Source organism: Algoriphagus sediminis (assembly GCF_030403435.1).
In the GTDB taxonomy this organism is placed as follows: Bacteria; Bacteroidota; Bacteroidia; order Cytophagales; family Cyclobacteriaceae; genus Algoriphagus; species Algoriphagus sediminis.
Window position 1 is genome coordinate 170039 of sequence record NZ_JAUEPH010000005.1, and the last position, 26343, is coordinate 196381.

20 protein-coding genes are annotated in these 26343 nt (G+C 41.7%); 4 read left to right on the forward strand and 16 right to left on the reverse strand.

Annotation, left to right across the window (positions count from 1 at the left end):
* Nucleotides 1-9 precede the first annotated feature (9 nt).
* From QVH07_RS12405 to QVH07_RS12420, 4 genes are read right to left on the reverse strand one after another with little or no spacing between them, the layout of a single operon-like run.
* Nucleotides 10-945 carry a rhomboid family protein gene (locus tag QVH07_RS12405; RefSeq protein WP_290000800.1) on the reverse strand — a complete coding sequence of 312 codons (936 nt, stop codon included), beginning with the start codon at nucleotides 943-945 and terminating at the stop codon, nucleotides 10-12.
* Nucleotide 946: 1 nt separating this feature from the next.
* A complete protein-coding gene (locus QVH07_RS12410) occupies nucleotides 947-1738 on the reverse strand; it encodes a rhomboid family intramembrane serine protease (protein ID WP_290000801.1) in 792 nt (263 codons plus the stop codon).
* A gap of 2 nt (nucleotides 1739-1740) precedes the next feature.
* Complete coding sequence (mutL, locus tag QVH07_RS12415; RefSeq protein WP_290000802.1) at nucleotides 1741-3573, reverse strand: DNA mismatch repair endonuclease MutL; 1833 nt, start codon at nucleotides 3571-3573, stop codon at nucleotides 1741-1743.
* Nucleotides 3570-3971, reverse strand: coding sequence for a hypothetical protein (locus QVH07_RS12420; protein ID WP_290000803.1), 402 nt, complete (start codon nucleotides 3969-3971; stop codon nucleotides 3570-3572). The genes mutL and QVH07_RS12420 overlap by 4 nt, the downstream gene beginning before the upstream one ends.
* Before the next feature lie 241 nt (nucleotides 3972-4212).
* On the opposite strand from QVH07_RS12420, the gene QVH07_RS12425 reads away from it, so the two are divergent.
* A complete protein-coding gene (locus QVH07_RS12425) occupies nucleotides 4213-7167 on the forward strand; it encodes a serine hydrolase domain-containing protein (protein ID WP_290000804.1) in 2955 nt (984 codons plus the stop codon).
* Between the two features lie 12 nt (nucleotides 7168-7179).
* On the opposite strand, the gene QVH07_RS12430 is transcribed toward QVH07_RS12425, so the two are convergent.
* Nucleotides 7180-8325 (reverse strand): acyl-CoA dehydrogenase family protein, encoded by a 1146-nt coding sequence (locus QVH07_RS12430; protein ID WP_290000805.1) that lies wholly within the window; start codon nucleotides 8323-8325, stop codon nucleotides 7180-7182.
* Nucleotides 8326-8881: 556 nt separating this feature from the next.
* Here QVH07_RS12430 and QVH07_RS12435 point away from each other — a divergent pair.
* Nucleotides 8882-9442, forward strand: a complete 561-nt coding sequence (locus tag QVH07_RS12435) for a hypothetical protein (RefSeq protein ID WP_290000806.1) — start codon at nucleotides 8882-8884, stop codon at nucleotides 9440-9442.
* Here the strand turns inward: QVH07_RS12435 and QVH07_RS12440 are convergent, their stop codons facing one another.
* Nucleotides 9443-12475, reverse strand: coding sequence for a WD40/YVTN/BNR-like repeat-containing protein (locus tag QVH07_RS12440; RefSeq protein WP_290000807.1), 3033 nt, complete (start codon nucleotides 12473-12475; stop codon nucleotides 9443-9445).
* Between the two features lie 151 nt (nucleotides 12476-12626).
* Here QVH07_RS12440 and QVH07_RS12445 point away from each other — a divergent pair, with 151 nt between their 5' ends.
* Entirely contained in the window at nucleotides 12627-13121 is a 495-nt protein-coding gene (locus tag QVH07_RS12445) for an acyl-CoA thioesterase (protein ID WP_290000808.1), read from the forward strand.
* A 3-nt stretch (nucleotides 13122-13124) separates the two neighbouring features.
* Here the strand turns inward: QVH07_RS12445 and QVH07_RS12450 are convergent, their stop codons facing one another.
* From QVH07_RS12450 to gltX, 8 genes are all read right to left on the reverse strand, one after another.
* Nucleotides 13125-15239, reverse strand: a complete 2115-nt coding sequence (locus tag QVH07_RS12450; protein WP_290000809.1) for an outer membrane protein assembly factor BamB family protein — start codon at nucleotides 15237-15239, stop codon at nucleotides 13125-13127.
* Nucleotides 15240-15285: 46 nt separating this feature from the next.
* Entirely contained in the window at nucleotides 15286-16110 is an 825-nt protein-coding gene (locus QVH07_RS12455) for an NAD-dependent epimerase/dehydratase family protein (RefSeq protein ID WP_290000810.1), read from the reverse strand.
* Nucleotides 16111-16144: 34 nt separating this feature from the next.
* Nucleotides 16145-16771 carry a sterol desaturase family protein gene (locus QVH07_RS12460; RefSeq protein WP_290000811.1) on the reverse strand — a complete coding sequence of 209 codons (627 nt, stop codon included), beginning with the start codon at nucleotides 16769-16771 and terminating at the stop codon, nucleotides 16145-16147.
* 108 nt (nucleotides 16772-16879) lie between these two features.
* Complete coding sequence (gene bshA, locus QVH07_RS12465) at nucleotides 16880-18016, reverse strand: N-acetyl-alpha-D-glucosaminyl L-malate synthase BshA (RefSeq protein ID WP_290000812.1); 1137 nt, start codon at nucleotides 18014-18016, stop codon at nucleotides 16880-16882.
* 139 nt (nucleotides 18017-18155) lie between these two features.
* Nucleotides 18156-18818, reverse strand: a complete 663-nt coding sequence (locus tag QVH07_RS12470) for an outer membrane beta-barrel protein (RefSeq protein ID WP_290000813.1) — start codon at nucleotides 18816-18818, stop codon at nucleotides 18156-18158.
* Nucleotides 18819-18853: 35 nt separating this feature from the next.
* Nucleotides 18854-21628 (reverse strand): TonB-dependent receptor, encoded by a 2775-nt coding sequence (locus QVH07_RS12475; protein ID WP_290000814.1) that lies wholly within the window; start codon nucleotides 21626-21628, stop codon nucleotides 18854-18856.
* A gap of 216 nt (nucleotides 21629-21844) precedes the next feature.
* Nucleotides 21845-22051 (reverse strand): hypothetical protein, encoded by a 207-nt coding sequence (locus QVH07_RS12480; protein ID WP_290000815.1) that lies wholly within the window; start codon nucleotides 22049-22051, stop codon nucleotides 21845-21847.
* Nucleotides 22052-22058: 7 nt separating this feature from the next.
* A complete protein-coding gene (gene gltX, locus QVH07_RS12485) occupies nucleotides 22059-23597 on the reverse strand; it encodes a glutamate--tRNA ligase (protein WP_290000816.1) in 1539 nt (512 codons plus the stop codon).
* Nucleotides 23598-23851: 254 nt separating this feature from the next.
* On the opposite strand from gltX, the gene QVH07_RS12490 reads away from it, so the two are divergent.
* Nucleotides 23852-25123 (forward strand): DEAD/DEAH box helicase, encoded by a 1272-nt coding sequence (locus QVH07_RS12490; RefSeq protein ID WP_290000817.1) that lies wholly within the window; start codon nucleotides 23852-23854, stop codon nucleotides 25121-25123.
* An 89-nt stretch (nucleotides 25124-25212) separates the two neighbouring features.
* Here the strand turns inward: QVH07_RS12490 and rplS are convergent, their stop codons facing one another.
* Nucleotides 25213-25578 (reverse strand): 50S ribosomal protein L19, encoded by a 366-nt coding sequence (gene rplS / locus QVH07_RS12495; RefSeq protein ID WP_290000818.1) that lies wholly within the window; start codon nucleotides 25576-25578, stop codon nucleotides 25213-25215.
* 47 nt (nucleotides 25579-25625) lie between these two features.
* Nucleotides 25626-26342, reverse strand: a complete 717-nt coding sequence (gene trmD, locus QVH07_RS12500; protein ID WP_290000819.1) for a tRNA (guanosine(37)-N1)-methyltransferase TrmD — start codon at nucleotides 26340-26342, stop codon at nucleotides 25626-25628.
* Nucleotide 26343: the final 1 nt, after the last annotated feature.

Sequence of the window (26343 nt, forward strand, 5' to 3'; positions counted from 1 at the left end):
AAATTGGCTTTACTTTTTTGAAAACTCGAATAGCTTTCTTTTCTCATCCTTATTTAGAGACTCGTATCCTCGATCCGCGATTTTATCCAGAATTCTATCGATTTCTTCCTGACTAGCTTCTTCGGGGTTAGTCTGCTTTGATTCAGGTTTCACATTTTTAGATGCTTTCTTAGGGCTTGTTCCAGAGCTTTTGGCTCTTCTATAAGTCACTTTCACCCCTCGTTTTTTTCCAGAGAAAAGATCTTCAAAAAAGAGTCCTACTTTTTGAACTGGTATTCCTAAATCAACTCCTTTGCGTAGCTGAGTCACATAGATGAAGCCCATAAGTGCTCCACCAAGGTGAGCTAATTCACCGCCAGCATTTGCTCCAGCGGTATTTGCAAATGAAACGATCACATAGAAAATGGCGATGTATTTAATTTTAACGGGACCGATCAGAATAAGAAAAAAAGTGGTGTTTGGGCTGAGGGTAGCTGCACCCACAACTATCGCAAAAACCCCTGCACTAGCTCCTAACATCAGAGAATTATCTACTGCATCCCTGAAGTATGGCGCAATGTTATAGATAAGAACATAAAAGGCAGCACCCGCCAAACCACCTAAAATATAAAGGTTAGTGAGTTTTCTGCTTCCGAGAAATTGATGGACCAGCTGACCAAACCAAAATAGGAAGAGCATATTAAAAAGGATGTGAAAAAATCCCTCATGCATAAACATGTAAGTCAAGGCACTCCAGGGCTGGAGTATAAATTTCCCCACAGAGGCAGGCATCATGAAAAAGGATATTCCTTCTGAATAGATATTTCCCAGACCTCCAATAGTCAGAAAAACCCTTAAAACCATCAGGAACAGAAATACTAGCAAGTTGATTGCGATCAACTTGTAGAGACTGTTGTCCGAATGCTTGAAGGCATTTTTTAAATTATCCCAAAAATTACCGTACATGCTAATAGAAACTGTTACGTTGTTTTTTCCATCTGTATACTAATATAGCCCCAATTACCAACCCGCTTAAATGGGCGAAATGCGCAACATTATCCATGGGGTTATTTACAAATACGTTGTAAATGGTGTAAAGACTATAAAAAAGAACCAAATACTTTGCCTTCACCGGCATAGGTGGAAACAGCAGGAAAAGCTGAGTGTTTGGAAAAAGCATAGCAAATGCTATTAAAACTCCAAATAAAGCCCCTGAAGCTCCCACCATAGGGATATTACTTTGGATATTAAGGATGGCATTCAAAGTTTGATTTGCCCGGTCGATGTACACTTGATCACTTGGGTTTCGACTGTAGTCATCCACAAAATTGAAAATGGCTGGATCAAAATAACCTCGGTTATCAAGCACAAGGCGATTAAATACTTCAGGATCTGGATTGGCCTGGAAGGCCTCAATTTTGTTTTCAAGAGAATTTACCCGGTATGAATTATATCCAGAATAAAGTATCCCTGAACCCACTCCACAAACCATCCAAAGGGTGAGTAATTTTTTTGGTCCGAGGAACTGCTCTAGCAATGGACCGAAAATCAAAAGCCCAAACATGTTTCCAAACAAGTGCCAGAAATCTGCATGCATAAACATGTAGGTTAAGAACTGGAAAGGTTGAAAGTATGCGCTGTTGATGTAATAAAGTGCGAACCAATCATTCAGCCTTGGGAACAAAAAGGCACTGACCACAAAAAGTACAATGTTGATCAGAAGCAGGTTTTGAACGACCGGAGTTATATTTCTAAACATAGTTATTTACCAAAGAAAGAGTGAATACTGGAAAGGTCCAGTTTGACAAAGGTTTTATTTCCTCCCCAGCCATAATTTGGGTTTTGGCAAGAAAACAATTGACCTACGATCAATTCCATTTCCTGTCCACTAAGTTTTTGCCCTCTCTTTAGGGATGCCTTTCTCGCTAAAGATCTGGCTAGATTTTCTCTGCTATCCAGAGAGAGCTCATTTTTAAAGTTTTTATATTGTTCTACCAGTCCCTCAAAAAGCTCTTTTTCATTTTTCACCTGTATGTCGGCTGGGACTCCTTGAATCAGATAAGCACTCTTTCCGAATTCTTCAATTTGGAATCCTAAACTTATCAATTCATCCTTAATATCACTGACCAACTGAAAATCATTGGAACTTAGTTCAATCACCGGTGGGAAAAGACATTGTTGGGAGGGTCCTTTAGCTGAGTGTAGCTGCTTCAGATATCGCTCATAAAGAATCCTTTCGTGGGCGGTTTGCTGGTCTATGATGATAAATCCAGAAGAAAATTGGGCTACTATGTAGTTCAATTCTACTTGAAAGGTCGCTCCTGTATTTTCACTGAGAGCCTCAGAACCAGGTTCGTTTTGTTCCATAGCCCTGCTAGGGAAGGTAAGTACTTCCAGGTCATCATCTTTTCTTGATTCGGACTTTCCTTCTTTTTGGCCCACATCGAATAGTTTTTCCCAGCCTGAGGGATTCGCTTTTTTGTATTCAGGGGTATTAAAGCTTCTGTAGCTGTATTCTCGACTGACTTGTTCTCGTTTTTCTGTATCCTTATCCCATTTATCCTGAAAGTTTACATCAATAGAAAAATCGAGGGAAGGCACGACATGGTGAGCCCCTAGGGCTTGCTTTACTGAAGATCGAAGAACGGCATACACGGTACGCTCATCGTCAAACTTTATTTCGGTTTTGGTCGGATGTACATTGATGTCAATGTGCGAGGGATCTATCTCCAGAAATAGCACGTAAAAGGGGTGCTGATCGGGCTGAATGAGTCCTTCAAATGCAGTGTGGACCGCATGGTGAAGATAGCTGCTTCTGATGTATCGATTATTTACAAAGAAAAATTGTTCTCCACGAGTTTTCTTCGCGTTCTCAGGTTTACCAATATATCCTTTGACCTTTAGGTGAGGGGTGTTTTCCTCAGCAGGAATCAATTTATCCTGATAGTTTTTTCCAAAAATCCCAACGATCCGTTGACTTAGTTTTCCGGGGTTCAGGCGATAAATTTCCATGTCATTTTGCATCAAGGAAAAAGAAATTTCCGGATAAGATAAAGCTACTCTCTGAAACTCATCGACTAGATGACGCATTTCCACCGGGTTAGATTTTAGGAAATTTCTGCGAGCTGGGACATTGAAAAATAGATTTTTCATGGCCACAGAAGTTCCATTTTTTGCTGCAATTGGCTCCTGTTTTTTCAGCTCCGAGCCCTCTATCTGAATCAGTGTTCCGGTTTCCTCATCCTCTGATTTAGTTTTAAGTTCGACTTGAGAAACTGCAGCTATGGAAGCCAATGCTTCTCCCCGGAATCCAAAAGTTTTGATTGAAAAGAGGTCATTACTCTGTTTGATCTTTGACGTGGCATGCCTCTCAAAGCTCATTCGGGCATCCACATTGGACATACCGCTACCATTGTCAATAACCTGAACCAGCTGCTTTCCGGCATCTTTGACTATTACTTGAATATCAGTCGCTCCTGCATCCACAGCATTCTCTAATAGCTCTTTTAGCGCGGAAGCAGGTCTTTGGACTACTTCACCCGCGGCGATCTGATTTGCTATGGCATCAGGTAAGAGTTGGATGATATTGCTCATCTACCCTTTTTTGGTTTAAGCCGGAAGAATAAATAAATAGCGATGATCAGTAGAGCAGAGTAGGCTATAATTTCAAATACGATCGGGCCGAAGTAGATGTATCCGAAAAGCGATCCAACCAAAAACAAGATGATCATGGTTCTGATCATTGCGGTAGACGAAAAAGGATTCTTACTTCGTTCTTTTATTCCACCCCGGTAGTTGGCAAATGAGCCGCGAATGGAGCTTTCATAATTCTCGCCTTCTTCTCCCGACTTATCCAAAAGGCCCTGAGCCTCAAGGTCCTTTTTGATCTGGGAGGTTCTTTGCTCGATTTCTTCCTTCACGGGGTCATAATACCTTGGTTTGATATCAAACCTCATGGGTGAGTTCGTACGAAAGATGGATGGAAACTTCATAAAATTACTTATTCTTTTGGGTCAATTTTGGCTGACGGAAAGAACCACAAAGAATTCACATGCCTTAGAACCAGACATCATAAATATACTCTATTTAACCCCTTTTCTTCTCCAATGTTGCCTTAACTTTTTTAACTTGTTTCAAATACAGAAAACAGTTATGAACAAGCTGTTTGGAGGCTCCGCGGAGAATGAAGGGTAAATTTATTTTAAATTAAACGGATATAAAACTTTTGCTTAAATGAGATTAGGATTACTGCGTGGATTGATGATCACTTTGCTGGCATTTATGGTTTCAGGAAGCAAAGTTGACGTAGAGGATTCCGTTTTTGATCCTCTCGAAGCCCTGTCTCCTTTGGAGCAAAGCATTTGGGTTGATTCTGTTTTCCAAAGCCTGAATTTTGATCAGCAGTTGGGCCAACTTTTTATGGTTGCGGCCTACTCGAATAAAGGCGATGCCCATGTAAATTCTATTCGGCAATTAGTGAGAGATGAAAACCTAGGAGGTCTCATCTTTTTTCAGGGAGGGCCGAACCGGCAGGCTCGTTTAACTAACCTGTATCAGGCTGAGGCCAAAACGCCTCTTTTTATTGCAATGGATGCAGAGTGGGGCTTGGGTATGAGATTTGACTCGATTCCTGACTTTCCTAAAGCTATGACCTTGGGTGCTATCCAAAATGAAGAGTTAATCTACAGGATGGGGGAGGAGATGGCCAGGCAGTTTAAAGAAATAGGGATGCATATCAATTTCGGGCCGGTAGTTGATGTGAATTCTAACCCTAATAATCCTGTGATAGGCTATAGAGCCTTTGGTGAAAACCCGGAACAAGTAGCATCAAAGGGAATTGCATATGTAAAAGGCCTTCAGGATAATGGAGTTATAGCTAACGCAAAGCATTTTCCAGGACATGGAGATACTCAGGTGGATAGCCATTATTCATTGCCTGTGATCAAGCATTCTAAAGAAAGGATCGAGACAGTAGATTTATACCCTTACAAAGCATTAATCCAGGAAAACCTCATGTCCGTGATGGTGGCTCACCTGAATATTCCCAGCCTGGATGGTGGAAGTGGAAGACCAACTAGTTTGAGCAAACCAGTGGTTACAGACCTACTTCAGAAAGAAATGGGTTTTGGTGGATTAATCTTCACCGATGCCTTGAATATGAAGGGGGTGGCAGATCAGTTTCCTCCAGGGGTGGTTGACGTGGAGGCCTTAATCGCGGGTAATGATGTACTTCTCTACTCTATGGATGTGCCTAGGGCAAAGCAAGAAATAAGAAAAGCGATTGACGAAGGAAGGATTTCCAAAGAAGAGGTTGAGAGAAGAGTGAAAAAAATTCTTAAGGCCAAGTACTGGGCAGGATTACATAAGATGAGGCCTATCAATACTTACAAGTTGGCTGAGAGAGTTTACACTCCAAAAACGGAAGCTCTCATTGAAGAACTTTATTCAGAGGCAATCACGGTAGCATCTAACAAGGGAAATATTTTACCCTTCAAGCAGCTTGATCTGAAAAATTTTGCCAGTCTTACTATTGGAGGTGGAGGAGAAACCTTCCAAAACTACTTGAATAAGTATGCAGGTTTTGAGCATTTCTCCGTAAAAAAAGGAGCTGGGAGTGCCTCTAATATAGATTTGGTTGAAAAGCTGAAAGAGCATGACGTGATAGTGGTAGGAATGATGGGACTCAGCAACAGTCCAAAAAGGAAGTTTGGGGTTTCTGAGTCAGATGTATCCCTAATCAAGGAGCTCCAAAAAAGCCATAAGGTAATCACGGTACTTTTTGGAAATGCATATTCAGCCCAATTTTTCGAAGATGCAGAGCAGCTTGTATTAGCCTATGAGAACAATGATTTTACACAAAGCCTTGTTCCTCAGATATTATTTGGGGGACGTCCGGCGAGGGGTATTTTGCCTGTAACAGTAAGTGAAAATATGGTTCAGGGAGTCGGTGGGTTTCTGGATGATATGAATCGCCTTGCTTTTGCGAAGCCAGAAACGGTGGGGCTGGATTCCAAAAAACTGGATAAAATCGATGAGGTAGCTGAAAGAATGGTACGAATTCAAGCTGCACCTGGTGCTCATGTTTTGGTAGCAAAAGATGGAAAGGTGGTTTTTGAGCGGTCCTACGGAAGACAGGAATACAAAAGCTCACCTGAGATTACTTCAGAGACGGTTTGGGATTTGGCATCCATTACCAAGGTTTTGGCTACTACACAAGCTGTGATGTTTCTGGTAAGTCGGGGTGAAATTGACATGAGTAAAACGCTCGGGGATTATCTTCCTGAGCTTAGAGGTACCAATAAGGCCGATTTGGTCTTAAGTGATGTGATGGCGCATGAGGCAGGACTGAAAGCTTACATTCCTCATTATGCCAAAACCGTAAAGGATGGCAACTGGAAAAGAGATTACTATCAGGAAAGTTCTGTTCCGGGATTTTCCAGACCGGTGTCTAACCGCATGTACGGTGCGGATTTTTTAAGAGACAGTATTTGGGTTTGGACCGTAGAGTCTGAATTAACGCCTAAACCCAGAGGTGCGAGTAAAAATAGATATCGATACTCCGATCTGACGATGTATTTCATGCAGGCGGTAGTTGAAAAAGTAGTGAACCAACCCTTAGATGAATTTCTTGATCAGAATTTCTACAGTCCTCTGGGTTTAAGTACCATGACTTTTAACCCTTATAACAAGATTCCGCTTGAACAGATTGCTCCAACGGAAGACGATGTGGTATTTCGTAAAAGGCTGGTTCGTGGATATGTTCATGATCCCGGTGCGGCTATGTATGGAGGAGTAGCCGGCCATGCTGGGCTTTTCGGAAGAGGAATGGATTTAGCCGTAATGATGCAGATGATGCTAAATAAAGGATATTACGGTGATGTTTATCTTCTTCGGCCAGGCGTAGTTTCCACCTTCACGAAACGACAATCAACCCAAAGTAGACGGGGATGGGGATGGGATAAACCGGAACAAGAAAAAGATAATGGAGGCTCCGCTGGAGACCTAGCGCCAAAAAGCTCTTTTGGACACACTGGCTTCACGGGAACCTGTGCCTGGGCGGATCCAGAAAATGATTTGATTTACATTTTCCTTTCCAATAGGGTATATCCAGACCCAAATAACAAGAGGTTATTGAGGGAGGGAATAAGAACTGAAATCCATGACCTCATTTATGAGGCCATGGAATAGTTCTTTTGGTGATCATTTCTTAAGGATTTCTCTGGAAATAACCAGTTTCTGAATTTCTGAAGTACCTTCACCTATGGTGCAAAGCTTAGCATCTCTATAGTATTTCTCTACTGGGTAGTCTTTTGTAAATCCATACCCACCAAATATTTGGACAGCTTCATTTGAAACTGAAACTGAAACTTCTGATGCATAATATTTGGCTTGGGCTCCGGCAAGGGTGACTTTTTCTCCACGGTTTTTCAAGTCAGCGGCCTTAAACGTCAAAAGGCTTGCGGCTTCTACTTGAGTAGCCATATCAGCCAGTTTGAATGAGATTCCCTGAAATTTTGAGATAGGCTGGTTGAACTGATTTCTTTCTTTAGAATACTGTATGGAAGCTTCTAAGGCTCCTTCAGCAATACCCAATGATAGGGCTGCAATGGAAATTCTTCCCCCATCCAGAATTTTCATGGACTGTATGAAACCTTCACCAATTTCTCCCAAAACCTGGCTTTCATGAACTTTACAGTCGGTAAAAATCATTTCGGCTGTCTCTGAGCAACGCATCCCAAGCTTATCTTCCTTTCGTCCTGCTTCGAAACCTGGTGTACCTCTCTCAATCACAAAAGCGGTCATTCCATGCGAATCACCTACATCTCCTGTTCTAGCAATTACAACAGCTACATCTCCAGATGCTCCATGAGTGATAAAATTCTTGGCTCCATTAATTATCCAGTATTCTCCCTCTTTTTTCGCTACAGTCCGCATGTTTCCTGCATCCGAACCCGTGTTAGGTTCAGTAAGTCCCCATGCTCCGAGATATTCGCAGGTAGCTAATTTTGGAATATATTTTTGCTTTTGCTCCTCATTACCAAACATCAGGATGTGATTGGTACAAAGAGAATTGTGGGCAGCCATTGATAAACCAACTCCAGGATCCAGTTTGGATAATTCTGTGATGGCAGTTACATATTCAAAATAACCAAAGCCAGAACCCCCATATTCTGTGGGTACTAAAACGCCCATCAATCCGAGTTCTCCGAGCTTTTTAAATAACTCTAGTGGGAAGATTTGTTTATCATCCCATTCATTTCTAAAGGGTGTTATTTCTTTGGCTCCAAAGTCCCTGATCATATCAGCAATCATTCGCTGATTTTCATTAAGATCTATATTGAACATGTATTTTTATTTGGGTTTATATTTTCTAAACCCCAAGTTTCATAATTAGTTTGACAGTGCCAAAAGCCCTAATTTTTGATTAGAATTGGACTTTTTTTGGGGAGCTTTGAGTTTGTTTGGCTGAACGATCAAATGACAAAAGTTTTCTTTCTTAAACCCCTGAATAAAAGAACCTTCGAAGGTTATTCCACTAAGCTTAATTTTGATAAGTGGAAAAATATAGGGCTTTTGCCGTATGTTTTGGTGTCTCTATTGCCTCTATTTTTGGATACATTAAAACCTAGTAATGGAGTTTTTAGGTATCACTTTTTTTCAATGGTCCATATTTAGCTTTCTGGCTTTAATGGTAATTGCAGGCCTTTTGCTTTTGCACTTTTTACTGATTCAAGAATTTGTAAAACAGAATAGAGCCCAAGAGTCTAGAATAAAAGCCATGCAAAGGCAGGTAGACATTGAAATGGGAAGGACAATGGGCCTCACATCCAAAAATGAAAGGCTAAGAAAATTTAAAATGGCTTCTCGTAACCTAGAACCAGAATTCAAATCCGAATAGATAATGAATGGTTTTGCATATGTTTTTCTTAATCGTAAAGGAGCTGGCGGACTTGGGCATGTCGGATGTGCTTTTTTACTCAGAAATGGCCTAGTAAGATGTATGTCTACCGAAAATCAGGTTGGGCATCCGTATACTTCCGCTGCTTACAAGGGATTTTGGACACAGGACTGTCCTAATAATTTTGCTTCAATAGTAAACCTTTTTCAGACGAGGAAAACAGTGGTAATCCCTCCAGGGGCCAAGGATAAAAACGGTTTTAATTTGAAACCAGGAACGTACCATAGTGATCCTTACACTGAATGGAAAAGGCTGGATGTTCAAAATGTAAATCCTGAGCAAGCCACTTGGATAATGAATAAACGAAGTGGTGAAGGATACAGTATCACCGATCGAAACTGTCAAAATGATGTTTACGATATCCTACACGATGAAGGAAGTGGTTATGGAATAACTGCAAACAGCTTTGTAAGTCGGATTTATATCGGTTGGGTTCAAACAGCCTTTGGCCCCAATGCATGGTTTGATGGCAACATTGGGGCCTCAGCTCATGGCTATCTTTGATTAATCACGTAGTTTTTCAAATTCAGCCTTAATGTCCTCAAAATCATTTTGAAGCTCTTCGAGCCTTTCATAGGCATCCTTTCCTGGCCTTTGATCAGCTCTGCCAATCATTGAAAACAGGTATCTGGTTTGATCTTCTAACATGGGCTGCATATACGTTCCCTCAGGAGTAACTACTCTGTAGTAAAGTTCCTCAAGCTCCTTTTTCTTCAAAGAGATTTGATTGCTGCTTTGTTCCAATTCAATGGCCGATTCCATCTCCTTTTTCTGCTCATCCATGGATGCTATCAGCTTGTTTATTTCATCTCTGAATTCTTGAATTTCAAGAGCTAATTCTTCCTGGGCAGCCACGTCCTCATCAGAAACTAAAGTAATTCTTGGGTCCAGGATTACCTCGAAGGGCTTTTCTAGAACCTCACCCTGGGAAATCAACCTTGCAACATATTTGCCTGTGGCTACCATAGGCCCATTACCGGTGTATGCTCTCTCAGGATCCTTGTTCCAGCCACCATGATGTCTCATGTTCCACTTGAAGCGATTGATTCCCTTTTCATTGGGCAGTCCAGAAGCTGCAGGAGGATTTCGGAATTCTGTACTCATATCGCGTTCCGTATCTACTTCCTCTTCTTTTTGATTAGGTTCAAAAGCCCTGACTAGTTCACCACTTTCATTTAATATTTCCAATCTAATATCATCAGTTTCTTCTGCTAAAAAGAAATCAATGGTGGCGCCACTTCTTGGGTACTCTGGACCATTTTTTTCACTACTAGCTGACATTTGATTTCTAACAGCTTCCTGGATATCGAAAAGGGCCAGGTTTTTATTTTCAAGATCTGCCAATCCTCTGAGGCTAATCAGATTATCCATTATCCAAAAACCTCTTCCCATCGTAGACATTACCAAATCATCTCTGTGGATTTTGATGTCGGTAACTGGAGTTACTGGAAGATTACTTTGGAAGGATGACCAATTTTGGCCATCATCCATAGAGATGAAAAGTCCGAATTCGGTACCTGCATAAAGAACTCCTTCTTTCTCAGGATCTTCTCGTATTACCCTCGTTGGGAAATCTTCAGGAATTCCGTTGTCACCTGGTGTTAATAAATCCCAAGTTTGTCCATAATCCTCAGTCTTGTAGATATAAGGTTTGTAGTCGTTTAATTGATACCTCAAAACTGCTACATAAGCCTTGGCAGGATTATGTGGTGAAGGCTCTACTGCATCTACCCGTCCACCTTCAGGCATGTCAGGGGTGACATTCTCCCAATTTTTACCTCCATCTCTGGTGACATGGACTGGACCATCATTCGCACCTACCCAGATTAAACCCTCCTGAATCTTGGATTCCTGGATGGCGTAGATAGTACTATAATATTCCTCTCCAGTTACATCTCTGGTGATCGGAGAACCCGGAACCACTTGTTTATCAGGATCAAATGCAGTCAAATCAGGAGAAATAATTTCCCAGGTTTTCCCATCGTCCATTGTTTTATGTACATACTGGGATGTGTGATAAACTACATCAGGATTGTGAGGGGAAACGTGAATTGGAGCCACACGCTGGAACCTGAACTTTAGATCCTTTGGATTGTGCCCATAGATATTTGTGGCACCGACATAATATTGCAACTCTTGGCCGGTTCTTTTGTCGTAAACTCCAAAGCGGCCTTTGCAATTTGAATAAACGATATTGGGATTTCCTGGCTTTGGCACCGCAGGGCCTGTCTCGCATCCCCCTGTATTAAGGATAAACGAATTGCTTCCGGCCTGAACACTTATCGGAGGCATGCTCGGTACGGCCACTGTGCTGTAATTATCCTGCTGTCCGGCATATAAGTAGTAGGGGTACTGATCATCCACTTCCACTTGATATAATTCTGCAGTCGGTTGATTGAATTGGGTTGACCAGGTTCTACCATTGTTAATTGTCACATTTGCTCCTCCGTCATTTGCCTGAATCCATATAGTGGTGTCATTTGGATTTATCCAAATATCATGATTGTCTCCATGGGGAGTTGAAAGTCTCTCCCAGCTTTTCCCGCCATCATAAGATCTGAGAAATCTTAAGGAGTTATTATACACTGTATTTGCATCCAGTGGATTCGCATAAATATTGGTGTAATAGAATGGGCGATTTGTGAGATTTGGATTATCTGATACAAACTCCCAGCTCTCACCTCGATCACCTGATCTATACAAACCTCCCTGGTCCTCAGAGGCCTCGATATTTGCATAAACTACATTTGGGTCTGCCGGAGACACTGCAAAGTCAATTTTTCCGGTCAAAGCTGTGGGAAGTCCATTCTCCAACTTTGTCCAAGAATCACCACCATCTGTTGATTTATAAACCCCTCCTTCGGATGAACCTGAAATGATGGTCCAAGGCTTTCTTTCCCCTCTCCAAGCACCGATATACAAGGTATTAGGGTCATCTGGGGCCATTTCTAAGTCAGAAACACCAACACTGTCAGAATGATAAAAGACCTTTTCCCAAGATTGGCCTCCATCGGTGGTTTTGAATACTCCACGCTCTTCATTTTTTCCGAAGGCTTGTCCAATGGCTGCCACATAAACTACTTCCGGGTTATTCGGATGAATTTCTACGGCACCGATTTGACCGGTCTTTTCCAAACCAATCAATTCCCAGGTTTTTCCCTCATCTGTAGATTTGAAAACTCCTTTTCCTGTGATCACATTTGACCTTAATCCGTCAGAACCTGTGCCTACATAGATAATTTTGGGATCAGGTTGGTAAACTGAGATGGCACCGATGGATGGCGTAGGGAAAAAGCCATCTGAAACATTGTCCCAAGAATGGCCGAAGTCATCAGTTTTCCAGAGTCCACCTCCTGTAGCCCCCATGTAAAATGTAGAAGGTTTCGATTCAACTCCTTCTACAGCCGTGACCCTGCCGCCACGAAGGGGTCCAACATTTCGGAATGAATATCCATTTAGAATTTCGGCCATTTCCTGCCCATAGGAAAGGGCAGCCAATGAACAGAAGAGGATTGAGAGTTTGAATTTCTTGAGCATATGGTGGTTTTTAAAAAGCAGAAGTTAGTATGAAATAACTTAAAAATACAAGCCTTTTATGGTGGGAGGTGTCATAGCTATGAAGGGACGGATAATCTGTTTTTTGGGAGGCTTTGTGTATTTTAATTGGATTAAGTAAATCACACCTAAAATGACAGACGAAAATACCACTGAGGACTTTCATAAAACTTCCTTCCAATTTATCAGTGAACCTTCAGATGTGAATTTTGGAGGGAAGGTACATGGAGGCGTAGTGATGAAATGGATAGATCAGACGGCCTACACTTGTGCAAGGACCTGGGCAGAAAGCTACTGTGTCACTGTCTATGTAGGAGGCATTCGTTTTTACAAACCCATCAATATAGGTGAGGTGATCAAAATCGATGCGACGGTTATTTACACAGGGAAAACCAGCATCCATATTATGGTGGAGATTTATTCCAGGGGATTTGAAGAAAAAGATTTCGAGAAAAAGACTCACTGCATTATCATTTTTGTTTCGGTGGATGAAAATGGCAGTCCTAAGCCTGTTAAACCCTGGAACCCAAATACACCACAGGAAATTAAACTAGCCGAATATGCTACAAGGCTAAAAACGCTCAGAGAAACCATCCACAATGAGATGAAGCCTTTCTTTAATGAATAGAAATCAATCCGGAAGGGAGAAGGCCACATAACTATCACCGCTTGGTGTTCCTTTGCCTCCACCGCAAGCGATGACCAGAAATTGTCTTCCATTCATTTCATACATGGCTGGTGTGGCATGACCTGATGCCGGGAGCTTTGCCTCCCAAAGCTTTTCGCCCGTTTCTTTATCAAAGGCTCGAATTTTCTCGTCCTTGGTAGCGGCAATGAAGAGAAGTCCTCCCGCGGTGACCACAGGGCCACCGTAATTTTCTGTACCTGTAGGCTCAAACCCCATAGCCGAAAGTGAGTCGATTTCGCCCAATGGGATCTGCCATTTCTTTGTACCGGTATTCATATCTATTGCGGTCAAAAGCCCCCAGGGTGGCTGACTGCCATACAAGCCTTCCTCAGTGGTAAGGCGTTTGTATCCATCCATGTAGTATCTGGGGTAGAGCCTTGAACTCAGAGATTCAAGTTCCTTTTTATCTCCCTCAGCTGGTGCATTACCAAGAAGATAATCGGCTAAAACCAGTCTTTCCTCTTCACTGATGTAATCAAAAGCAGGCATGGCGCCTCTTCCTTTTCTGATCAAAGCTACTAGGGAATCCCTGGAATATTTCTCTTCAAGTCCGATAAGGGATGGAATGGCTGGAGGATTAGCTTTTCGGTCGAGCCCATGGCAGTTGCCGCAGTAGTTTGTGTAAATAGACTGCCCAAGGTTTTCAAATTTCGCATTGGGAGTCATATTGATGATCCATGGAATTTGATTGGCATTGACATAGAAAGTCTGTGTTTTTGGATCAAAAGCAGCTCCTCCCCATTCTCCACCGCCATCCATACCTGGGAATAGGACTATTGGTTTGTGAGGGTTTGGGGGAAGCCAAGTATCACCCAAAAGGGCGTTTTCGAGTTGATTTTGGATGTCTGCCTTCCATTCTTCTTTAAGGCTTAGGATATCCTCTCTCTCAAAAACCATTTTCATAAATGGTTCAGGCAAACTGGGAATGGGTTGAGTGGGCGAGGTTTTTTCTCCAGGTAAAATACTTTGTGTGACTTCCTTTTCCTCGATTTCCCAGATAGGTTCACCAGTCTCCCGATCAAAAACATAAGTGTAACCCTGCTTGGAAATCTGGGCCACTGCATCGATCCATTGACCCTCTTTTCGAATCCGAATTAGGTTGGGATTTGCAGGGAAATCCCTATCCCAGACATCGTGATGAACTCCCTGAAAATGCCAAATGCGCTTTCCGGTTTTGGCATCTAAAGCCAAAAGAGAATTTGCAAAAAGATTATCTCCATGTCGGTAGCCTCCATAGAAGTCATAAGTAGCAGATCCGGTCGGGACGAACACAATTCCACGATCATAATCCATAACCATCCCAGCCCAATTATTGGCTCCTCCTATTTCTGAAATGTATTCCGAATTCCAGGTGTTAAACCCAAACTCTCCTTTGTGTGGGATGGTGTGGAATATCCACTCCAATTCCCCGCTTATCACATTGTAAGCCCGAATATGACCAGGGGCAGCATCAAGACCTTCTGAAAGCCGCATTCCCATAATTATCAAGTCTTCGTAAATCACCCCGGGTGCATTAGCAACAATGAGGAAGTCTTCCCTCTCTGTATCCAGATTTTTTCTGAGGTCTACCTTACCATTATCGCCGAAATCTAATTGGGCTTCCCCTGTTTCAGCATCAAGTGCCATAAGCCAATTCCCTGCACCAAAAAGAATCCTTTTGTCCTCACCTTTCTCCCAATAAGTCACCCCCCGGTTTGTTCCAGCCCAAGAATTTTCCCCTCCTAAAATCTCAAAAGGATCAAATCTCCATACCTCTTCACCAGTTTCTGCATTCAGTGCAAAAATGTTAAGGCTAGGTGTGCTACCGTAGAGAAGTCCATTTTTCATTATTGGCTGGCACTGGATTTGACTTCGGTCAGTAGCGTCTCCACTATTGTAGATCCAAGCTACCTCGAGTTGGTCCACATTACCTCTGTTGATTTGGGAAAGCGAAGAATACCTAGATCCGTCTGAGGGGCCGCCATAGTGTGACCAATCGGTATAATCAACTTTTGCTGGCTCGGATTGGCATGCTAGTAAAACGATAGAATAGAGAAGTGGAAGGATTTTTAATTTCATAAGAACCTTTGGCAGCAGAGAATTCTATACCCAAAGTACTAAGAAATCAAGAATTGTAATCAAAATATAATGGATCAGGGTAGGTAAACTCAAAACCCATTTCTATCAACTTTTCAGAAGAAATCAACCTAAAAGTCTCATGGTGTAATTCAGAATAAGATTTTGGAGGATCGAAGTTAAATTCCTTCAGATTCTTTTCGATGATAGATTTTTTATTTGGATGTTCTGGGGCTACTCCATTGAAAACTTCTTCCCAATGTCCTTGCTCAATTATCCATTGGCATAGATTTACGGCGTCAGTTTGATGGATATAATTCACCCTAGCTTCACCATCCACATTTTCTCTACCCTGGAAATATTTGGCCAGGATTCGGCCTCCACCCATCAGACCACCGAATCGAATTATGCTTAGTTCATATAAGCGCCTCTCAGAAATAATCCTTTCAGCTTCCAGAATCACTGGATTCCCTGTATTGTCAGGATTAATTTCATCCTCTTCATCATAAGGGATTTCTCTGGGTTCATTAGGATAAACCCCGGAACTGGAAATAAAAATTACTCGCTTGACCTTGGATTGATCGATGAGTTTTTTAAGAAATGTAAGTTGCTGAAAGTAAAATTCCTGGCTTTGGGACCTTGTCTTCGGAGGAATGGTGATTACACAGGTATCTACCTCAAAAAGCTTATTGAATCCTTTGCCCGTAGGGTGTGGAGCTAGCTTCAAGGTAACTACTGAATAGGCTTCCTGACTCAGGCTTTTTGCTTTTTCTTCGGTTGTGGTACTACCTAGGACATCATACTCCTCGGAGGAAAGTTTTTCTGCTAAAGCTTTGCCAAGCCAACCAAGACCGACGATACTGATTTTTTTCATAGTATAAAAAAACCTCCTTGAAGGAGGTTTTTGTTTATTCTTTTTTTGGCATTGTGCCAAAGACGTAATCCCAAATCGGGGTGCTTACACCAAAGGCCACATCAGGATCTTTATAATGATGAATCGCATGATTTACCCAAAGGGTTTTTAGAAAGTTTTTAGGTGGCTGATAGGCGTGAACCACGTAATGAACTCCCAAGTATGCTGCATATCCAAACAAAAATCCTGGAACGAAATAAAGGGCGTAATCACCTAAGAGCAGGTTGAACACCAGATAGATAATTGCTGCGTAGGCAGCACTTACGAATGGTGGCATTGCAAGGCGGTCTTTATCCTTTGGATAATCGTGATGTACACCATGAACACTGTATTGAAGCTTGTCCTTAATTGGATTATTTGGCTCCATATGAAAGAAATACTTATGCATCAAATACTCCACAAGGGTAAAAGCCAAAAAGCCTAAAGGGAATAAAGCAATTCCTACATACCATGTGATTTCAGTGGTGGTAATCGCATAATACTCAAGCACTAAGCTGATGCCCACAAACATGGTAATAGGTATAGATATATGCGTTCTGGAGATTCTTTCAAGAATGGGATTTTCAAACATTTTGGCTGATCCAAAATTATCCGGGCGCTCCAGTCTTCCAATCTTCTTCATAATCTTAATCCGCTTTTGATCAGAATAATAGGTAATAGTTTTCAATACAAAGATATCGCTTTTTGAGGTATCTGGATAATAAAAACGATAGAATTAAGCTGTTTTTGATCAGGCTTTGGTCAAAACAGACTCGATAGTTTCCTGATAAAACTCCACGTATCTGGGTAAAATATTCGTTATATCGAACTCTTTTGCCCGGGCGAGGGCATTCATTTTGAATGTTGGAAGGTTTTCTTCAGACAGAATAACGGCTGATTTTTTCACCATGTCCTCTACGTCCCCAACCTTACAAACAAAACCAGTTTTGCCATTGATATTGAGTTCTGGAATTCCTCCAGCATCAGAGCTGATGACTGGCACTTCACAAGCCATAGCTTCAAGTGCAGCTAGACCAAAACTTTCTTTTTCGGAAGGCATCAAGAATAAATCCGAAACTGAAAGAACTTCTTCAACTGCCTCAAGTTTTCCAAGGAATCGGATATCATCACAGGTGCCTAATTGGCGGCAAAGCCTTTCCATGGGTTCTCTTTCTGGTCCATCACCCACGAGTAGAAGTTTGGCAGGAATGGTTTTTCGAAGTTCGAAGAATACCTTGATCACATCTTCCACCCGCTTCACTTTTCTAAAATTCGAAGTATGAACGAGAAGCTTTTCTCCATTAGGACAGATTGCGGTTTTGAAGTGCTCTTTCCTTTGTTTTTTGAATCGGTTCAAATCAATGAAGTTGGGAATAACCTTGATTTCTTTATTTATCTCAAAATGCTCCAGCGTTTCCTTTTTTAGGTCTTCAGATACTGCAGTTACTCCATCTGAATTATTAATACTGAAAGTAACTACAGGTTCGTAACTAGGATCCTTGCCAACTAGAGTGATATCAGTCCCATGAAGTGTAGTGACCACAGGTATTTCTATTCCCTGAGTTTTCAGGATTTGTTTTGCCATATAGGCAGCTGAAGCATGAGGAATAGCATAATGAACATGTAGAAGATCAAGCTTTTCATATTTCACTACACTTACCATCTTACTCGCCAAGGCAAGTTCATAGGGCCTATGTTCAAAAAGCGGATAACTCTTAATGTCAACCTCATGATAGTACAAATTTTCACTGAAGAAATCCAGCCTAGTGGGTTGCCGGTAGGTAATGAAGTGAACTTCATGTCCATTTCGCGCTAGGCCAATTCCTAGCTCTGTAGCTACCACTCCACTACCTCCAAAGGTAGGGTAGCAAACAATTCCAATTTTCATCTTTAATGAGTTTTACCCAATCGATATGCTAACAAGCAATTACCTTGGGAATGTTCAAAATAAATGTCTTTTATACGTATTATTTTAAAAATTGATCATTTTTTCCTTCAGGGCGTACTCATTTTAGCGGGCAACTAAACTATTTTTCCCCCTCTCTTATTTGGAAAAGATAGGCCAATGTAAACTCCAGTGTGGTGAAATTCATGTCAAATACACGGTCATTTTTAGAGTCCGGATTGGTGAAGTCGAAAGAAAATCTTGCTTCTGCGCTCAATGTACTTTTTCCAAATAGTTTGGATAATCCGGCCCCTCCCGTCAGGCCATACATGAAGTTGTTGGTGTTATCATCTGTACCTCCGAACGTAGGTAGTTCAGGTGGATTGGTATTTGAAAACTCTCTTTGAACATCTTCTGCATTGAGTAGAAATCCGAAATGGGGCCCTAATTTGATCTGGAAACGACCTCCTTTACCAATATAAAAGCTGGAAAGAACCGGTACTTTTAGATAATCCAACGCAGTTTCATTTGTCTGTGGATTTAACTCATCATCTGTGCTCTGTCGGAATCCAGAGGGTAGGTATTGGATATTCACCTCAATACCGGCATTTTTTGTGTTGAAATGTTCGATTACCAAGGCAAAAGTGGGGCCTCCAAGACCAGGTACTTCTACACTTCTGGTTCCGGCGGTTGGGAGGTAATTATAAGTGGACGAAGCAATTCCTCCACGAATTCCCACACTGGTCTGGGCAGAAGCAATGCCTATAAGAAAGAAGAGAAAAAGGCTGACAAAGCTTTTTACCATGCTCAAAAGTACATAAAAGCTACACGCTGCTACAATTAATTAGGATTGATTGTAAAAGTTCCTGAGATAGGAATTCCATCTAGTCCCAGGCCCCTTACTGAAACAGTCATTGGCCCAGCTATCTCATTGGTGTAAAAGGAAACTGATACCTGGCCATTTTCATCGGTAACCAGATAGGGGTTCCAAAATAAAGTTTGGCGTTTATCTTCGATATCTTTTTGAGGCTCCTGCTCATAGTCCAATTCATAAAAGTCGATAGGCGCTTCAAATCCCTCAATCTCAAATTCAGCAAAGTCTCCATCATTTTGCTCCCCCAGAGGTGAGGGGGCATTGGGGTCATACTCTTTTAGATAAACCGCGATCACACCATTTCTCCCCTCATCTCCAAGCATGGAAACGACCCTCGAAACCACTTCCACTCTATCGATATCAAATGGGTTGATACTCCTAAGATTATCAGCGGCAGTGCTACTTGGGGAGGTTACCATCACACTTCCATTCAACATCACCAGGGGTTCCATAGGGCCTTGAATTGAGCTTGCTCCGCCTCGAATTCTAATCTGCTGCCGGCCACTAGCTCCGGCAATGGTCACCCTCATCCCAGGTACATTTCCTGCCAAACTGTTCACAAGATCTGAGGTACTTCCTTGACCAAAAAGATCTTCGCCTTTAACTACATAGGTTGGTTTTCCATATAAAGCTTTGCTTTCTACCTCTGCCTCTTCTTCAACGACTATTTCCTCCAGCTCTTCAAATTCCTCTTCTTCCAAAAGAGGCCTAATTGGCTCTTCCACGACCTTTGTTTCCGGAAAATTTATGTCCTTAGGGAAAGACATAGGAGGTCTGGAGGGTAACATTTTTGTAATTTTTTTCACAGGTCTACCTTTTCCATCCGACGCTTGCATAGCCAATTTCATGGTTCCATAAAACTCCATTCCCTCCATATAAAACTCCCCTTCTCGATTTGCTTCGAGGTTTACCATACCTTCAAAATCATTGACAAAAGCAACAATTTCTCCAGAGGTGGGCTTATCCTTTCGATCAATTAGTGTCCAACCTTCTTTTAAGTTTACTTCGACCGGATAAGAGAATCTGTCTAATCCCATAGTTTCTGGAATTTCCGCAAGTTCCAAAGCGCTCTTGATATCATTGCCTTGGCTGACAGGTACTATTTGAGTTTGATCTGTGATTGAAATGGACAATGTGGAGGGAACAGGCCTACCTTCCTTGTTAAAAATCTTAACTGAGAGAGTCACCTTCTCTCTTGGTGAATAACTCTGCTGATCCGTCAAAACTTGTACACGGAAGGGCTCTTCAAAGTCAGCTTTTTCATTTTCATTTACCCGCTGAAATGGTGTGAGAACTCGTAAAGCTGTGGTAAAGTAATGATCAGGACCATAGTTTCTTGACCAGTTTGTGTACGCCCGCAGAAAATACTTTTCTTTCTCTAAGTCTGTTGGGAGATAAAAATTCCCATAAACCAAACCATCCCGTATTTGAAACTTTTTAGTTAAGACGGCATTTCGATCTGCATCCACCAGCTCTACATGGAGTACTTTGCTCAGCTCATTTCTCAGGTAAGGGTTCCCATAGTTTAAGTAGCCTTTGAAGAAAATTGCATCTCCGGCATAGTAGTATGGCTTGTCAGTGTGCAAATAGATTTTCTCCTGATAATTTTGAGCTGTCTTTTGTAGATTCTGGAGCAGAATGGCTTTCTCAGCATCGTAATCCAATGGGAGAAGGGTAGAAATTCGCTTTCTTTCCATATCTCCGGAGAACACAAGCTTATCTGGGTTCAAAATGAATCCGTTTTCTTTTACCCTTACATATTCTCCGGCCACTTCGAGCCATGAAACTGGATAGGGGGCATCTGCATAGGTGTTGACCTGTGAATAACCTTTTTGGTAATGAATTTCTATTCGTCCTTTTAAATGAATTAGGTATTCACCTGGCTTATCAGCGGCTTTAACTAATTGGTCTGATTCATAAGGGATCACTGAATTCCCGAGTTCATTAGCAAAAATGTCTGAGCGCATATTCATGCTTGGAGACCCGCCAGGTTTATCTCCATATAGAAAAAAGCCTTCCTTTTCCTGCTCACCTTTGACTATGGACCTAAACATATTCATAGGAGACTTCCGGTAGGCCTCTGCTCTATTTTGGTCCCAAGTAGCTTTTTGTACATCGGAGACTGGTACCAGCTCCTCGAACCTGGCAGGTCCTGCGATTTTGGAATTGGTTCGAGATTGATAAAATTCCTTGAGGTCAAAAATGACTTTATAACCCAAATGGTTATTTATGATTTCCAATGGTTGTTGGGAGGAGGCTGTAAAGTTTCCTTTTTCTTCTGGCTCTGGGAAATCAATTACCCATGGATTCAATATTTCAGATTCTTTGGCGATGGGATCATTTCCAAGAAAAAGGTTTTCAAATTTCCTTAAGTCACGCTCCCAGGCTTTGTCTCTGGATGCCTTGATTTCCACATCGCTAAGCTCAGATACATAAGGCTCCATTTTTAGGTTAAGTGTCAATTCCCCTCCAGGGCTCAGAGTTACAGTTTTGGTTTCGGCCACATAGCCCAAAAATGAAAATCCTATCTCAAATGTGCCAGGCTCTAATCCAGAGAGAACATAAGTTCCATCCATCTCTGTAGCTGTGCTCATGGTGGTGTTATTTACGAAAACATTGCAAAAAGGAAGTGTTTCCCCTGTTTCAGCATCGGTGACCAAACCTTTGACAATGGCAGTTTGGGCAAAAGCAGTAAGCAAAACTCCAAAAAAAAGAGTGAATGAGAATAGAGCTTTTTTCATTAAGGAGTTTAAGGTTAGATTTTTTATGCAATTAAATGTTTAATCGGAATTTTCCTTATAGGGTTTTTCAAACCCAAAAATACCTCAAACTTTTTCCAATTTTTGGCAGGATTGAATAATCAAAAATGAGTTTGAATTGCAAAGCCACGCTTTAACCATTCAATATTTAAAAAAAGCTCCCGTTCAGGGAGCAATTGATAATGAAATCAGAGAGGTCTATTCATCTTTATCCTTTTTCAGGTCATCGATATCATCCCTGTCTTTTAATTTTTTATCCTCTACCTTTTTATTCAGGAATTCATTGATTTTATCCACTGGGAATGAGGATGAAATTTCTCCAAATGAATTGATTTCCATTTTGAAGCCCTCTAGTTCCTCATGGACCTTTGGGTTATCTTTTTTTGCTTTTTTCTTTTTTGCCATCACTCGATTAGTCTATAGGTTTTAACTCTTGCAGAGCAAAATTGATTCGGTTTTTTACTTCCTCTTTCCCTAAAATACTAAAAACCTGCATCAAATCAGGTCCGGCACCTAAACCTGTAACGGCAAGTCTGACCGCCTGCATCACTTTTCCGAGTTTGATCTCTTCAATTTCTGCTGATGAGTTAAGAAGCTCTTTTGCAGTTTCAGAATTGAACACTCCGTGGTAGCCCGAAAGCTTTTCTACATACTTATTTAAAACTTTTATGGCATCCTGATTCCATCTTTTGGTGGCAACCTTCTCGTCGAAGGTCTTTGGAGCAATAACAAGTAATTTACTGGCTTCCCACAGCTCCTGAGGAAAAGTTACCCTTTCTTTGTTTAGAGATGCAGCAGCCGAGGCAAGCTCTACGGAAATATCAAAACCATCCTTTTTCGCATCGTCTATGATGTACTTGGCGAGGACCTCATTATCCATTTTTTTGAGATACTGCTCATTGTACCATTTCGCTTTTTCTATGTCGAACTTAGTTCCTGATTTACCAATTCTCTCCAAAGAAAAGGCCTCAATAAGCTCTTCCTTTGTGAAAAGCTCACGCTCATCACCTGGGTTCCAGCCTAGAAATGCCAGAAAGTTTAACAAAGCCTCTGGTAAATACCCCTGCTCTCTAAACCCTGGTGCCGATGAGCCATCTTTTTGATTTTTCCAGTCCAGAGGGAAAACAGGGAAACCTAATTTATCACCATCTCTTTTAGACAGTTTGCCATTGCCATCTGGCTTTAGCAATAGTGGCAAATGTGCAAATTCAGGCATACTGTTTTCCCATCCCAAATAACGGTATAGTAAAACATGAAGAGGAGCAGAAGGGAGCCATTCTTCCCCACGAATCACATGGGTTATTCCCATCAAGTGATCATCCACAATATTGGCTAAATGGTAAGTGGGCATACCATCTGACTTCATCAAAACCTTGTCATCAAGCGTGGACGTATGAACGACTACCCAGCCTCGGATCAAGTCCTTAAGCCTTACTTCTTCCTGACGAGGGATTTTCACTCTGATAACGTACGGTTCCCCTGATGCCAATCTTCGTTCAACCTCATCTTCAGGTAAGGTGAGGGAGTTTTTCATCTGGGTCCTGGTGATGTTATTATATTGTGGCTGAACCACCCTAGCTGCAGTCAGCCGCTCCCTCATCGCCTCAAGATCTTCTGGGGTGTCGAAGGCATAGTAGGCATGACCTTTTTTCACCAGATCGAGGGCATATTGCATGTAGTCGGGCTTTCTTTCAGACTGTCTGTATGGCCCGGTTTCGCCTGGTTGCCATGGACTTTCATCTGCCTGAATATCTAGCCAGTCTAAGGATTCTTTGATGTACTCTTCAGCACCGGGAACGAACCTCGCTTGGTCTGTATCTTCTATTCGGACTATAAATTTTCCGCCCATTTTATGGGCAAAGAGATAGTTGTATAAAGCAGTGCGGACTCCACCGATATGTAGTGGACCGGTAGGAGAAGGGGCAAATCGTACTCGAACTTCTTGGGTCATAGTGAAAATATGCCGTAAGGCAGGTAGTTTTTGATTCTTTGAACAAAGCTGCAAAGATAAGTAAAGCTGGCGGAAAGAACCCTTTTTATCGACCTTCTGCTTATGAATTGAGCCTAACTCATAAATAAGCTTAATCCCGGGCTGATAAAAAGTGATTTACTAAGATTCACAAGAATAGTCCCTTAGCTTTGCAAATGCCCTGCATAAAGGATTGAGAAAAGAGACCCGCGCAAAGGCCATTTAAGAAAGAATATATGAGATTTGAAGATTTAGAGATTATTGAGCCCATTTTGCAAGCAGTCCGGGAAGAAGGCTACACAAAACCAACAGCTATCCAGGAAAGAGCTATTCCTATGGTATTGGCAGGAGAGGATGTGCTAGGTAGTGCACAGACCGGTACCGGAAAGACAGCAGCTTTTTCCATTCCCATCATACAGCATCTCCACCTTGGAAAGAAAGGAGATCAAAGACAAAGTAAAATTCAAGGTTTAATTGTTACTCCTACTCGGGAACTGGCCATCCAAATTGGTGAAAGCCTTTCCACTTATGGAAGACATACAAGGATTCGGAATACGGTGATTTTTGGAGGAGTTAATCAGTCAAAGCAAATAGATGCTTTGAAGAAGGGAGTAGACATTCTCGTAGCTACCCCAGGAAGACTTTTGGATTTAATGAATCAAGGCTTCATAAGTCTAAATGATATCCGATACTTTGTTTTAGATGAAGCGGACCGAATGTTGGACATGGGGTTCATACATGACATTAAAAAGATCATTGCTAAACTGCCTTCAAGGAGACAATCGTTGTTCTTTTCAGCGACCATGCCTGATAATATTCTTGACCTTTCTAGGAAAATTCTCAACCATCCCAAAAAAGTAGAGGTCAATCCGGTTTCTTCCACAGCGGCAACAATTAATCAGTTTCTTTATTACACCAATAAATCCACTAAGAAGAACCTGCTCTTACATGTATTGGAAGATCAAGAAATGGATCAGGTTTTGATTTTTGCAAAAACAAAGCACGGGTCAGACAGGGTCAATCGATACCTGAGGGATGAAAAAATCAAATCCGCTGCAATTCACGGAGATAAGAGCCAGAATCAGAGGCAAAAGGCCCTTCAGCAATTTAAGGATGGGCAGATAAGAGTGCTCGTGGCTACCGATATAGCGGCCCGTGGTATTGACATCGATGACCTACAGTATGTAATCAACTATGATATTCCAAATATTGCCGAAACCTATGTTCATCGGATAGGACGGTCAGGTCGTGCAGGTGCTGCTGGGGTGGCGATTTCTATTTCGGAACCAGAGGAGAATGCGTTCATTCGTGATATCGAAAAGCTAATCAAGAAAAAAATCGAGGTTATCGAAAAGAATCCCTTCCCACAAACCGATAAACCTATGTCAGCTGCAGAAAGAAAGGAGTTTGAGAAAGAAAAAAATAGAAGGCGACAGGAGTTTTTCGCCAATAGGAAGAAAAAGAAATCCGGACCCGGTGGTGAGAGGGGGAGAAATAAAAGGAAATAGTTTTTAGCAAGGTTATTTTCTCAGTTTTAAGCGTAAAAAAGGGAGCTCGGATATCACGGGCTCCCTTTTTACTTTACTTAAGTGAAAGCTTAGTGCTTCACTCTGATCTTCTCCTTGATACGAGCAGCCTTTCCTTGGCGGCCTCTTAGGTAGAAAAGTCTTGCTCTTCTTACTCTACCTTGTCTCAATAGATCAATTTTCTCTATAGATGGAGAAAGGATAGGGAATATACGTTCCACTCCGATACCGTTAGAAATCTTTCTAACTGTGAAAGTTTCTCCGTTAGAGTTAGGGTTTCTTCTTTGGATTACTGTACCCTGAAACTGCTGGATACGCTCCTTATTGCCTTCCTTAATACGAACGTGAACATTCACTGTATCTCCAGCCTTGAAAGAAGGGAATTTGGCTCTAACCTCGTTGAATTCCTCTTCTACTATTTTAATTAGATCGCTCATAGCTTTTATATTTTATGCTTTCGCTGTTTGGCCAACACGTGGCTTATTCAATTATTTTTTGACTCGCTATCCTCCGTGTGAGAATCAGACTTTTCCATAAGGTCTGGTCTTCGTTCTCTTGTCCGGCGTACCGATGCTTCAAACCTCCATTCATTAATCCTGGCTTCATGTCCTGATAGCAATACATCGGGAACTTTCATTCCTTCGTATTCTGAAGGCCGGGTATAGACCGGTGGAGCCAGGAGATCATCCTGAAAAGAATCTGTAAGTGCTGAAGTTTCATCATTGAGTACTCCAGGAATTAGTCTGATCACAGCATCTGCAACTACTGCTGCAGCGATTTCTCCTCCAGAGAGGACAAAGTCTCCAATGCTGATCTCTTTTGTGATAAATTTCTCTCTCACTCTTTCATCCACGCCTTTGTAATGTCCACAAAGGATCAATAGATTTTTTTTGAGTGAAAGTGAATTCGCCATTCCCTGATCAAATTTTTCTCCATCAGGAGTCATGTATATGATTTCATCATATTCACGATCCTTCCTGAGAGATTCGATACAGCGAGCAATCGGCTCAATCATCATGACCATTCCTGCACCCCCGCCAAAAGCATAATCGTCGACCTGCTTCTGTTTACCGGTGGCATAATCGCGTAAGTTATGAGTCCTGACCGTAGCTATTCCTTTGTCCTCTGCTCTTTTTAAAATCGAGTGAGAAAAGGGGCTTGCCAGTAGATCGGGAACTACGCTGATTATATCAATGTGCATC